Here is a 12,791-nt window from a genome sequence, read left to right on the forward strand (position 1 = left end):
AGTCTGCGGCCCGCATTTACTGCTTGAGCTTTTCAAGCAGGAAGTCGATGAACAAGCGCACCCGCAAGGGCACGTGCCGACCATGCGGGTACAGCAGTGAAAATGGCCGGGACCGCCCCGCAAAAGGCTGCAACACCTCTTGCAGCCGGCCCTGGCGCAAGTCTTCCTCGACGATAAAACGGTAAGTCTGCAGCAGGCCCGCGCCATGCCGGGCCAGCGTCACCCCACCCAGCAGGTCTTCCGAGCAGCAATATCCACCGCTGGTCGCCACCTCCAGCGCCTTGCCTGCATCGCTGAACAGCCACGGAATTTTCTGCCCGCTGCTGGGCAACAAAAACTGGATGCAGTCATGCTGCTGCAAGACCTCTAGCGAGGTTGGGGTTCCCGCCTGCTGCAGGTACGAAGGCGCAGCCACCACCACCAGCGCGGCATCTTCCAGCTTGCGCGCGACCAGGCCTGAGTCGGGCTGTGCGCGCCCGCGTATAGCCAGGTCGTAGCCCTCGTCGGCAAAGTTGACATTGCGGTTGCTCAGGTTGACCTCAACCTGCACCGCTGGATAGAGAGCCCGAAAAGCCGGCAGCAGAGGCAGCACGCGGTAATGCCCGTAAGGCGTGGGCAGGCTGATGCGCAGCACGCCGGCAGGCACCAATTGCTGACCCGTGGCTTCGCGCTCGGCCTCCACCAGCTGCCCCAGGGCCTGCCGCGCCTGCTCAAAATAAGCGCGGCCGGCCTCGGTCAGCCGTATCTGCCGCGTCGTGCGCGTGAAGAGCCGCACGCCCAGCCTTTCCTCCAGACGCGACACCGAGCGGCTCACGGCAGCGGGCGTGAGGCCGGCACTGGTTGCCGCCGCCGTGAAGCTGCTGAGCTCTGCCGCAAGGCAAAAAAGCTCAATGCTTCCCAGCTGAAGATCATCAAATTGACGGCTCATGGTTTTGATTTTCTATGGATTATCTATTACGCCATGTAACTTATGAAGTTAATCAACCTCCATTTATCTCCATGAACATCATCAATAGCATGAGGCCTTCCCAACTAACTTGCTCAAGGAATCCCATGAAACTGTTTTTCTCTCCTGGCGCCTGCTCACTGGCACCCCACATCGTTCTGAAAGAAACGCAGCAGGCCTTCAAGCTTGAAAAAGTTGACACAGGCACCCACACCACCGCAGACGGAGCCGACTACTACGCCATCAACCCGAAGGGTGCCGTGCCGCTGCTGGAGCTCGAGAGCGGCGAGCGCCTGACAGAAGGCCCCATCATTGCCCAATACCTTGCCGACAAGGCAGGCCGCGCCGACCTGCTCCCAGCCGCCGGCAGCATGGACCGCTACCGCGTGATGGAGTGGCAGAACTACATCACCTCGGAGCTCCACAAGACCTTCACGCCGCTGTTCAACCCGGAGCTGGACGGCAGCGCCAAAAAAACCCTGGCCAGCGTTCTGCGCAAAAAATACGAATGGGTCAACACCCAGCTGCAGTCCAAAGACTATTTGCTCGGCCAGTCCTTCACTGTGGCCGATGCCTACTTGTTTGCCGTCACAGGCTGGGCCAAGTACGTGTCGCTGGACCTGGCGGACCTGAAGCATCTGCAGGACTTCCTGGCACGTGTCGCCGGCCGGCCCGCCGTGCGCGAGGCCCTGAAGGCCGAAGGGCTGCTGGCATGAGCCGCTGGAAAACCACGGCCCTGACCCAAAGGCTGGGCTTGACGGCGCCGATTGTGCAGGGACCCTTCGGAGGGGGCCTTTCCTCGGTGGCGCTGACCGCGGCGGTCTGTGAAAGCGGTGGGCTGGGCTCGTTTGGGGTGCATCACCTGACAGGCGCGCAAATTGAAGAGACGGCCCAGGCCATACGCCTGAAAACAAAACGGCCTTTCGCCTTGAACCTGTGGGTGCCGCATGAAAAGAGCGAGGACCCGCCGCTCACAGATGCGCAGTTCGAGCAGCACCTGGCGCTGCTCGCGCCCTACTTCAAGGAACTCGGTGAACCCTTGCCGGCCCGCCCTGAACGTTTCAGCCCGCGCTACGAAGACCAGGTGCAGGGCCTGCTGGCGGCCCGGCCCGCCGTGTTCAGTTTTGTATTCGGCATTCCGTCGCTGGACATCCTGCGCCAATGCAAGGCGCTTGATATCGTGACCGTGGGCGCCGCCACAACGCCTGAAGAGGCGATAGCGCTAGACAGTGCCGGCGTCGACATGGTGGTGGCAACCGGCTTTGAGGCTGGCGGGCACCGCGTGTCCTTTCTCCGCCCGCCCGAAAACTCGCTCACCGGCACACTGGCGCTGATCCCCCAGGTGGTCGACGCGATCAAGGCCCCGGTCATTGCCGCAGGCGGCATTGCGGATGGGCGCGGTATTGCAGCAGCCCTGGCGCTGGGTGCCCAGGGCGTGCAGATCGGCACAGCTTTCCTGGCCTGCGTCGAGTCATCTGCCAGTGACATCCACCGCGAAAAGCTATTCAGCGCCGACGCCAAGTACACCGCCCTCACCCGCGCCTTCAGCGGGCGCCTGGCGCGAGGCATTGAAAACCGCTTCATGAACGAGCTGAAGGCGCATGAAGGTCACATTGCGCCCTACCCGGTCCAGAACTGGCTGACAGGCCAGATGAAACCGGCGGCCATTGGCCAGGGCAGAACAGACTTGATGTCGCTTTGGTCCGGTCAGGCCGCACCACTGCTCAGGCACCGGGATGCGAGCTCGCTGATGCAGGCGCTGCAGCAGCAAACCGACGACGCGCTAAAACGGATTGCCGGGTCAGTCTGACCCTCAAGCAGGATTTGTCTGATGACAGCGCATGACGATGGATTGACTGAAGGTGCCTGATTGAGGTGCAGTCACCTCAATGGAAATCGCGGCTCGATGTGCCCAGCCGCCCCAGCATCGGCGTGAGGTCTTCGAGCCGATGCGCCACCAGGTTGCGCACCGCGCCGTAACCTTTGGCGCTGCCGCGTTCTTCACTGCGCTGCCACGTGCCATACACCGCCAGCAGCCGGGCGTGCAGCACCTCGCCGCGTTGCGCCTCCCGCAGCGATTTCCAGATGATCACATTGACTGGCCCGGTCTCGTCTTCCAGTGTGACAAAGATGGTGCCCTTGGCGGTTTGCGGCTGCTGGCGCACAGTGACGATGCCGCAGCCGGCCACCTCTTCGCCGTCGGGCAAGGCATTGAGCTCGCTGGCGCTCAGCAGGCCTTTGCGTGCCAGCCGTTCCCGCAGCAAAGCCACCGGGTGGCGCCGCAGCGTGAGGCCGGTGGCCTGGTAGTCGAACAAAATGTTTTCGCCCTCGGGTGTGTCGGGCAAGGCCAGCGGTGTTTCGTGTGTGGGCACCGATTTGAGCAGGCGCGGCGCCAGTTTGATGGCCGAAGCCTCCCAGACCTGCTGGCGCCGGTGGCCCGCCAGCGGCAGCAGGGCATCGGCGGCGGCCAGCGCGTTGATTTCGAGCGTATTGAGCCGGGCGCGCGACACCAGGTCTTCCGTCGACGTGAAAGGCGCTTGCGCCCGCGCCTCCACCAGGCGCAAGGCGGCCTCCTCGCGCAAGCTGGCCACCAGGCGCAGGCCCAGGCGCACTGCCGGCTGCGTCCCTGCAGTCAGCACACCCTGCGGCTCCAGCGTGCAGTCCCATTCACTGTGCATGACGTCCACCGCGCGCACCTCGACCTGGTGGCGGACCGCGTCTTGCACCAGCTGGGACGGCGTGTAAAAACCCATGGGCTGCGAATTGACCATGGCCGCCAGAAAGCAGGCCGGCTCGTGGCGCTTGAGCCAGCAGCTCACATAAACCAGCTTGGCAAAACTGGCGGCGTGGCTTTCCGGAAAGCCGTAGTCGCCGAAGCCCAATATCTGGCTGAAGATGCGCTCTGAAAATTCAGCGCTGTAGCCGTTGTTGACCATCGCATTGACCAGGCGGCCATGAAAGCGGTCTACCCCGCCCTTACGCTTCCAGGCTGCCATGGAGCGGCGCAAATCGTCGGCCTCTCCGGGCGTGAAGTCAGCGGCGATCATCGCGATCTGCATGACCTGCTCCTGGAAAATCGGAATGCCCAGCGTGCGCTCCAGGGCCGGGTTCAGCGCCGGGTATTCCGGCACGACATCTTCACCCCGCCGTTTTTTGTCGCGCGCCTTCAGGTACGGGTGCACCATGCCGCCCTGGATGGGCCCCGGCCGCACGATGGCGACTTCCACCACCAGGTCGTAGTAATTGCGCGGCTGCAGGCGCGGCAGCATGGACATCTGGGCCCGGCTTTCAATCTGGAAAACGCCCACCGTATCGGCTTCGCAAATCATGTCGTAGGTGGGTGTGTCGTCCGGCTCGATCTGATGCATCTCCAACTGGCTTCCTCGTGCCCCATTCACCAGCGCCAGGCAGCGCCGGATGGCCGACAGCATGCCCAGCGCCAGCACATCCACTTTCAGCAGGCCCATGGCCTCCAGGTCGTCCTTGTCCCACTGGATGATGCGGCGGTCTTCCATCGAAGCCGGCTGCACCGGCACCAGCCGCGTGAGCTTGCCCTGGGTGAGTACAAAACCGCCGACGTGCTGGCTCAGGTGGCGCGGAAAGCCGATGAGCTGCGCCGACAGGTCAAACCATTGCAGCACCGGCCCTTCCCTGCCCTCCAGCCCGGCTTCCTTGAGTTTTTCCTGCAGCACCTCGCTGCCGTCAAACCAGAAATGCTCTTTGGCGAACAGGTCTATCAGTTCAGGCGCCATCGCCAGCGCCTTGCCCACATCGCGGATCGCGCTGCGCGGCCGGTAGCTGATGACGGTGGCGGCAATGGCGGCGCGGTCGTGGCCGTATTTGCCGTAGATGTACTGGATGACTTCTTCACGCCGCTCGTGTTCGAAGTCCACGTCGATGTCGGGCGGTTCACTGCGCTCGCGGCTGATAAAGCGCTCAAACAGCAGCTTGCTTTCCGCCGGGTTGACGGCCGTGACGCCCAGGCAAAAACACACCACGGAATTGGCCGCCGAGCCGCGCCCCTGGCAAAGGATTTCCTTCTCTCGCGCAAACCGCACGATGTCGTGCACGGTGATGAAGAACATCTCGTACTCAAGCTCTTCAATCAGCGCCAGCTCAAAACCCAGCTGCCGCCTGATCTTGTGCGGTATGTGATGCGGGTAGCGGGTATGGGCACCCTGCCAGGTCAGCCGACGCAGCCACCGCGAAGGCGTTTCGGCCGCCGGCACCATGTCTTCCTGCGGGTAGCGGTACAGGTTGCGAATCTCATCGAGATTGAAATTGCACCGCGCCGCCACTTCCAGCGTGGCACGCAACAGGCTGGCGGGGTAAATCTCGGCCAGGCGCATGCGCGGCCGCAAATGTGCCTCGGCGTTGGGCTGCAGCGCGAAGCCGCATTCGTGCACCGGCTTGCCCAGCTTGATGGCGGTCATCACGTCGTGCAGCGGCTTGCGTGAGCGCTTGTGCATCAGCACATGGCCGGCCGCCACCAGCCGTATGCCGGTGCGCCGGGCCACCTCTTGCAGCTGCTGCAGGCGCAGCGCATCGTCCAGGCCCTGCAGCAGCTCCACCGCCAGCCAGGCGTTGGTGCCAAAAAGCCCTGTAGCCCAGGCGCAATGTGCGCAAAGCGCTTCTGTATTGATAGCACCCGCGCCTGCTTCATGCAGGGGCGCCAGCAAAATTTCGCAATCCCCCAGCCGGGAGAAATCCGTTTCGCCCAGCGCGACGCGGTAGCTGCCTTTTTCGACCACGTCGCCGGCCTTGCGCGCTTCGGTGATGAACTCGCACAGGTTGCCCCAGCCTGCCGCGTTGTGCGGCAGCACCACCAGCCTGAAGGCATCAGGCGCCTGCACCAGAAATTCCGCACCCGGCAGCAGTTTGAGGCCCAGCTTCTTTGCCACCTCATGCGCCCTGACCACCCCGGCCACCGAACACTCGTCGGTGATGGCCAGCGCCTGGTAGCCCAGCTCGGAAGCGCGTTCGGCCAGCTCCTGCGCGTGCGAGGCGCCGCGCTGGAAGCTGAAGTTGCTCAGCGCGTGCAGCTCAGCGTAATCGGGAAGCGCGTAGGCAGGCATGCGGGCCTCAGGCAAAAAAGCCGTGCAAATACCAGGTGCGCTGCCGGCCGGCCTGGGCGGCAGAGCCCAGCCTTTCGCTGTAAACCCACAGCAGGCCGCCCTGCTGGCTGCGGTAGATGTAGTAGTCGCGAAACGCCCACGGCTTTTCACACAGGCCCGGCTCAGCGCTGCGGTTCTCGTGATCGGCCAGCAGCCATTCGGCAGCCTCCAGCCGCTGCGGCCCGGCCAGGCGTGTCAGCTTGCCCTGGTACACCGGGCTGTTGCCTACGGCTTGCAATTTCAGCGGTTCGGGCAGCAACCAGGCCGGGTACAAGGCTTCGGCCCGGGCTTCCGAAGAAGCATGTGGAGTGGTTTTTTTTAAGCCTTTTATGGCCCTGGCGCGCATTGGCTGTGCGCAAGCAGCTATTGATTTGATAGCACTTCGGGCACTCACCCAGCGCTGCATCAGCTCGGGCCGGTGGTCGGTGCAAGGTTGCCAGGCTTGCACATTGGCATCGCCCAGGCGGGCGCTGAGTCGCTCGACCAGCTCCACCACGCTGTCGCCCTGCCGGCGCGCTTCCATCAGCAGGCTGCCGGTGGCGGCGGCCGAGTCGGCCAGCAGCTCGGTGGCCAGCGACTGCAGCGTCAGGCTGTGCACCGGCGCCGGCAGCTTTTGCTGCGCCAGGTGCTCTGAGATGAGGCGTGCCACATGGCGCAGGTCTTGGGCGGGCTGGGCCGTGCGAATCTCGAGCTCGCCGGTCGGCGCCACATCGCGGCGTTTGTCCAGGTGCCAGATGATTTTCAGGGCGCAGAGCCCGCTCTGGCGCCCCAGCAGCCAGGCATGCAGGTGGACCAGCAGGCGCTCAACGCCCGCCATCAGCGCAGGCCCATGGGTGACAAGCGCGTTGAGCTCCAGTTTTTCTTCAAAGTGCTCGGGCAGCACTTGCCACTCGTAGTCGTCGGCTACGGTGCCGCGGGCGCGGTCCAGCGCCTCCAGCAGCTCGGCGCCAAAACGCCGCGCCACGCCGTCACGCGGCAGGCGCAGCAGGTCGTCCCAGCTGCGGCAGCCAATGCGCTCCAGCACACCCAGGTGCGGGCGCGCGGCCGTCAACGTGTGCATGGGCAGGTCGGCCACGCGTTTTTTCAACGCACCAGCCTGATCCTGCTGCAGCCGAAGCCGTCCGATTGCTATCAAAGATGTAGCACCTTGCGCACGTTCCATAAGGCCTGCAACCTGGTTTGATTCAAAAAATAGCTCGATTTTCTGCGCCAGCAGCTGCATCAGCCGCGCCAGCCCGCCAAACAGGCGCAGGCTGCCCGTTACGTCCATCAGCACCGCTTCATCGACCAGCGCCACGCGCGGCGTGAAGCCCAGCGCCAGGCTGGCCACCGCGCGCTGCAAAGCGGCGGCGTCCAGCACAGACGAGGCCGGTTGCGCCGCGTCAGTGGTGATCGAGATGCGCAATGCGATCCAGCAACGCATGGATGGGACTCCGGGGTGAGGTGACAGGAAGCGAAACCAGCGATGGCAGCAGGATGGGGGCAAGCTCTTCCCGCTTTTGCTCTTCCCGCTTTTGCCGGGCCCTGTCGCGGCTGGCCGCCAGCAAGGCCGACAGCCGGGCGGGCCGGGTATCGAGCAGCACCGGCGCGGCCAGCGGCGGGCCGCGGCGCTTGAGCACATGGACCAGCAGGTTGCCGCCCTCCCGCACAGTGCCTTCCAGCAGCAGGCGCAGCGGCGCGGGTGACGATTCGTGTTGGGCCCGCAGCGGCCGGAACACAAACAGCAGCTTGTGGTGCGCATGCGCGGCAATCTGCAGGCGGCGCAGGTGGGCGCTGCGCGCATCGGGCAGCCAGGCCAGCACGGCGGTCACGTCAGCGCACTGCAGCGCCTCTCGCGTGGCCCAGAGCAGCGAAGGCGCGTCACCTGGCTTGCCGTGAATGCTGATGAGCCGCCGCATGTCGATCTGGCGCGCGCCCAGTGCGGGGCCAAATGGCAGGTAAGGCGCGCCGACCAGCGCCGTCAGTTGCGCGCCAGGCTCCTCCGGAGTGGCGGGCTGGTTGAGGGCACGGGCCAAGCCAGGCGCCAGCAAACCCCATTCCTGCTGGCCCGCCTGCGGCAACAGCAGTTCAACCAGCGCGCCCTGGGGCCAGCCGCCTCCCGGCAAGACCAGGTCGAGCGCCGCATAACCTGTGGCCACCGTCTGCACACTCGCGCTGCCCAGTTCGCCGGCCCGCCAAACCTGGGCATTCAGGGCGTCGGCAAAGTCCGGCAAAGCGCTGGGCATTGCAGTGAGGGTGGGCATGGAAGGTGGTCCGGATCAAGTCGAATATACTGTATTTATGTACAGTATATGGCTGATTTGACGCCCCGCCAACCCGCTTGAAACCCGGGTACCCCAGTCGAGAATTATTCACCCCGGAGCCGCCGGGAAAACCGGCACCTCCCTGCAAATCAGGGTGCAGCGCGCTTGCCGGCGGTACCGCTGTTCTCGCGCGTCTAGAGTTTTGGCGGGGGTGGCCGGCCCACGTTGTGGGCGCCCGTGTTGGCCGCCTCCCAATACGCCTTGTCCAGCGTGCCGGGGTGGCTCTTGACCGGGGTGCCGACCGGCACATTGCCAGGGCGCTGAACGCCCTCTACCGAGTAGGTTTTCAGCTTGGGTTTCTCGGTACTGGAGGGGTTGAGCGCATGAAACTCGTGCGCCACCTTGGAAGGGTTGTCGGGAGACAGCTTCTGGCCACGGACACTGGCCAGCGTTTCAATGTGCGTCATGCACCGCGTCGTGTACGGGTCGGATGCCTCGCCGTACAGGTGGAACACGCCGTGCTGCTGGCGTTCGCTTGTCATCTGCTTGAGCTTCCAGAGCTCGAACACCGACACCTTTGCGCGCATCGCCTCTTTGGAGTCATAGCGGTATTCCCGCCCCTTCTTGACATCGCTTGCCAGGGCCGGACGCGCCAGGAAGCGGTCCCTGTGCTCCGTCGGTGTATGGCTGCCATAGGCCAAGTTCGAGTAAGGCTTGGACTCATCTATGCCCGTCAGCTTGTTCACGGCGCCAAACTTTGGCAAATCCGTACGGGGTGGGCCGCTGCCCATCCGGAAATCTTCGTAATGGCCCCACGAACCCCGTCCGTATTTGACGGTCATGTGTTCTGCCTGTTTTGGATCCGTCGTGTTTCTCCACGTCGAGAACTTGACCGGCACCACCGGCTGGTTTGCCAGGTAATAGGCGCTGGCAGCGGCGCCGGCACTCGCCAGGACCGGAAAGCCAAAGCGCGATAACACCCTTCCTGCTGCCATGGGGACCATCCTTGTGCCGCAGCGCGGCAATGTTGATGAGCTGGCCTTCCGGTAAAAACCGGCGACTGGATATTCAGTCTAGTCATGGCGCGCGGCTGGCGCCATCCCCTTTTTCAGGTGAAAAATAACATGTCCCGAGAGCGGCACCATCACGCCCGAACCGGCAACCAGCAGGCTCCGGCTGGCCAAGTGGCTCGGTTAAGCGGGGCCGCTTACCCCACCGGGTGAATCACCTTGCTGCTGGGCTCGGATTCGTTTTCCACCCACCAGTTGATCCACAGGCGTTGCGCCGGATTACCCGCATCGTCAGGCTCAATCGTCATGAAATTACGCGCACCGATCAGGCGGCGCGAAGTGGTGGGAAATTCGTACATGGCGGCGGTGATGCCTCGGTCCACGGTTTCCACCTGCTGGCAGGCCTGTTCCAGAAAATAGCGCGCCATGGCAGGCGGCGCCGGGTGCACGATGCCGCTGCTGGTGAGCTGGTTGATCACCTGGGCGTTGGTGTCCACCGGGTCACGCGTCGACTCCAGCACGCCCACCGCAGCCACATGCACGTCGCCGCTGACAAGGCTGACGCGGCACGAGGCGTCCTTGCTGAATTTAAACAGCCGGTGCACCAGGCGAAGCCGCTCGGCGCGATGCGCAGCGCAGGTCCAGTGGTCGCGCAAATCGTCTTCAAGCTCCTGCTGGCCGGGCAGCACGCCCAGCATTTTTTCCAGCAGCTCAAAGCTGGGGTGCACCACCGGGATGCTGCTCATCAGCACCAGGTGCTTCATGCCGGTTTGGGCATCAAGCCACTTGTAAGCAGCACTCCAGCTGTCTTCACTCATGACCTGCGCGCTTTGCAGGTTGCGGCCGTTCTTGCGTTCCGGCGTGCGTTCACTGCGCATGTCCAGCGCCAGCACGCCAAGGCTGCCCACGCGGTAACCCGCGCTGAACGCCGGCTGGCCGGGCAGCGTGCACGGCGGCGGCGTGCCAGGGGCGCTGTGCCGCTGAAACAGCGCGAAGTATTTTTTGGCGACGGCAAAAACCCCCTGGTACACCGGGCAGTCGTGGTCTTCTGCAGGGTAGGACCCCCAGCCGTCGAAGATATCGTGGTCGTCCCACATCATGACGCTGGGCAAGCCCGCCAGCGCCTGCGCCACTTCGGGCTGGGCCCAGCGCGTAAGGTACAGGTCTTCAAAAAAAGCCGTCACCTGCGTCTGCAGGGCAGCCGTCCAGGGCGCTTTGCGGCGAGCGTCCCGGGACAGTTCGGACCAGGCCATGATGTCGGGGCAACGCGTGTCCTGCCAGAGGGCATCCGAATACACCTGGTCGCCGCCCAACAGCAGCAAGTGGTAGGGGCCAAAACTGCGGCCGTTGATACGTTCGCGCCCTGCGTGCAGGTCATAGAGCCGCTTCCACAACGCATTTTTGTCCTTGACCTGCTTCATCAGGCCCGGACTTGAAAACCCATTGCACGAGACATACGCCATGCGCGGCGACTCACTCGCCGCCGGAACGTAAAAATCAAAGGCCTGCCCGTCAACGCTGTAACGTGCTCGTTGGGCCAAGTCTTTAAAGGCGACGGACAAACCACCGCGCCACAGCGTGGCGCCGCTTTGCAGCGTGCCGAGTTTCGTGAAAACCTGTACCGTGGCGGTGCTTTGCAGGCTGGGCGCAACCGCAGTGTCGGTCACGGCGAGCACGCTTACACCCCACTGGCTTTGTTGCACGCCCAAAAACTGCGCAATGGGGCCAAGCAGGATCGCCATTTTTATTCTCCCTGAATCAATACGGCAGCCCAGGCTGCAAGTGCCCGCAGCCTACCACTCTGCGGGCGTCAATATTCCTTGACGCGCTCAGGCCCGGTAACGTATTGTTTTTTCAGAAGGAGAAAAACTAGGCTTTGCGCGCCAGGCGGGTCACCAGCAGCAAGCCTGCAAGCGCGATCCCCACAAAACACAGGAAAGACCAGTTGGCAATCGAGCCGCCCAGAAAGGTCCAGTCGATCTTGGTGCAGTCGCCGCTGCCCTTGAAGATCATCGGAATGGCGCGCTTGAGCGGAAAGGTTTCGATCATTCCGTAAAAGTCGCGGCCGCAAGAGGCAATTTCAGGCGGGTACCACTGCAGGAAACTCTGGCGCGCCGCCACAAAAGCGCCAAAACCCGAGAGCAACACCATCAGGCCCGAGCCGGTGATCAACAGGCCCCGGCTTTTGGCAATGGCCGTCACGCCCGCCACCACCGCCACCAGCACCAGCGCATACCGCTGCACGATGCACATCGGGCAAGGCTCCAGGCCCACCACATGCTGCAGGTACAGGCCAAAGGCCAGCATGGCCACGCAGGCCGCGGCAATCAGCACCAGCACGCGGCGCGGCATGGCGTCGAAATACGTCAAAAACATCAGGGAGCCCTCTTTTTTTCTGGATGGATTATGAATTGTCAGGGGTTCGGGCGTTTGGAGCGGGATAAGTTCCCTCCAGCAATGCATTCTTGGAAAATTCTTCACCTCCCTTTCACCACTTGATCGCCACCTTGCTCACCCTCATTTCCCAGCATTTGTCCTACAGGTGGGACACCGCGGCGGGCGTAGATTTTCAGGACTGAATCTTTTTGGAGACCGTCATGATTGTGCAAAACGCCCTTGCCAGTGTCGCCGTCCGCAACCTGGACACATCCATCCCCTGGTACGAAAAACTGCTGGACGCCAAGGCCAACCGGCCGATGCCTGAAGTCGGCGAATGGCAATTCAAGCGCGGCGGCGGCCTGCAGGTGTATGAACTGGCCGAACGCGCCGGCGAAGGCTCGCTGACCCTGGCCGTCAACGACCTTGAACCGGAAATCGAGTACCTGCAAAAGCTGGGCATAGACACCAGCCATACAACGTCCAGCGACAAAGTCAGGACGGTGATGATCACCGACCCCGACGGCAACCACATTGCCATTGCCGAAGCGCTGATGCCCGGCGTGATCCGCTGAACAGATCCTTCACACCCGAACAAGGAAGCCCACCATGGAAATACACCGCGGACGACTCATCGACCATGTCCACCTGCGCGCCCATGACCTCGCGGCCAGCAAGCGCTTTTACCGCGCCGTGCTCAAGTCACTGAACAAGGAAAATGCCATCCAGGAAGCCGACGATCATTTTTCGGCCGATGAGTTGTGGATGGACCAGGCTGACGGATCTACCTCGCACGTCCATCTGGCTTTCCGGGCCAAAGACCACGCAGAGGTCAAAGCCTTCTATGAAGCCGCCCTGGCCGCAGGCGGCACCGACAACGGCGCGCCGGGCGAGCGCAAATACCACCCCGGCTACTACGCCGCCTTTGTGCTGGACCCGGACGGCAACAACATCGAGGCGGTGTATCACGGGCCATTTGTTGCTTCGGCGGAGTCGGTGGTGATCAGGCCGGCAAACTCAAGCTGATCAGAAGCGTAGTCTTCTAACTCCGTAGCCAGGGGTGATATAAATCCCCAGATATAAATCCCCAGATATAAAGAAC

General features: G+C 63.2%; 11 protein-coding genes. 4 read left to right on the top strand and 7 right to left on the bottom strand.

Going from position 1 to position 12,791, the window contains the following annotated elements:
- Positions 1–16 precede the first annotated feature (16 nt).
- The gene (locus AC1DWQ_RS22760; RefSeq protein WP_477671677.1) at positions 17–928 is read right to left on the bottom strand and encodes a LysR family transcriptional regulator; all 912 of its coding nucleotides are present in this window, start codon (positions 926–928) and stop codon (positions 17–19) included.
- Positions 929–1,053: 125 nt separating this feature from the next.
- Between AC1DWQ_RS22760 and gstA the strand changes: the two genes are divergently transcribed.
- The gene (gene gstA, locus AC1DWQ_RS22765; protein WP_477671678.1) at positions 1,054–1,662 is read left to right on the top strand and encodes a glutathione transferase GstA; all 609 of its coding nucleotides are present in this window, start codon (positions 1,054–1,056) and stop codon (positions 1,660–1,662) included.
- Positions 1,659–2,756, top strand: coding sequence for an NAD(P)H-dependent flavin oxidoreductase (locus AC1DWQ_RS22770; protein WP_477671679.1), 1,098 nt, complete (start codon positions 1,659–1,661; stop codon positions 2,754–2,756). Before gstA ends, AC1DWQ_RS22770 begins: the two co-directional genes overlap by 4 nt.
- A gap of 76 nt (positions 2,757–2,832) precedes the next feature.
- On the opposite strand, the gene AC1DWQ_RS22775 is transcribed toward AC1DWQ_RS22770, so the two are convergent.
- The 6 genes from AC1DWQ_RS22775 to AC1DWQ_RS22800 form a co-directional block, all read right to left on the bottom strand.
- Complete coding sequence (locus AC1DWQ_RS22775) at positions 2,833–6,021, bottom strand: error-prone DNA polymerase (RefSeq protein WP_477671680.1); 3,189 nt, start codon at positions 6,019–6,021, stop codon at positions 2,833–2,835.
- 7 nt (positions 6,022–6,028) lie between these two features.
- A complete protein-coding gene (locus AC1DWQ_RS22780) occupies positions 6,029–7,483 on the bottom strand; it encodes a Y-family DNA polymerase (protein WP_477671681.1) in 1,455 nt (484 codons plus the stop codon).
- Positions 7,443–8,303: a translesion DNA synthesis-associated protein ImuA gene (gene imuA / locus AC1DWQ_RS22785; protein ID WP_477671682.1), complete on the bottom strand. Its 861-nt coding sequence runs from the start codon at positions 8,301–8,303 to the stop codon at positions 7,443–7,445. Before imuA ends, AC1DWQ_RS22780 begins: the two co-directional genes overlap by 41 nt.
- A 194-nt stretch (positions 8,304–8,497) precedes the next feature.
- Entirely contained in the window at positions 8,498–9,298 is an 801-nt protein-coding gene (locus tag AC1DWQ_RS22790) for a hypothetical protein (RefSeq protein ID WP_477671683.1), read from the bottom strand.
- Positions 9,299–9,510: 212 nt separating this feature from the next.
- Complete coding sequence (locus AC1DWQ_RS22795) at positions 9,511–11,055, bottom strand: alkaline phosphatase D family protein (RefSeq protein WP_477671684.1); 1,545 nt, start codon at positions 11,053–11,055, stop codon at positions 9,511–9,513.
- Positions 11,056–11,182: 127 nt separating this feature from the next.
- A complete protein-coding gene (locus AC1DWQ_RS22800; protein WP_477671685.1) occupies positions 11,183–11,689 on the bottom strand; it encodes a disulfide bond formation protein B in 507 nt (168 codons plus the stop codon).
- Between the two features lie 221 nt (positions 11,690–11,910).
- Between AC1DWQ_RS22800 and AC1DWQ_RS22805 the strand changes: the two genes are divergently transcribed.
- Both AC1DWQ_RS22805 and AC1DWQ_RS22810 read left to right on the top strand, forming a co-directional pair.
- Entirely contained in the window at positions 11,911–12,264 is a 354-nt protein-coding gene (locus tag AC1DWQ_RS22805; RefSeq protein WP_477671686.1) for a VOC family protein, read from the top strand.
- A gap of 34 nt (positions 12,265–12,298) precedes the next feature.
- The gene (locus AC1DWQ_RS22810; RefSeq protein ID WP_477671687.1) at positions 12,299–12,715 is read left to right on the top strand and encodes a VOC family protein; all 417 of its coding nucleotides are present in this window, start codon (positions 12,299–12,301) and stop codon (positions 12,713–12,715) included.
- Positions 12,716–12,791 lie beyond the last annotated feature (76 nt).

The sequence above is a fragment of the Polaromonas sp. P2_G11 genome (assembly GCF_056403595.1).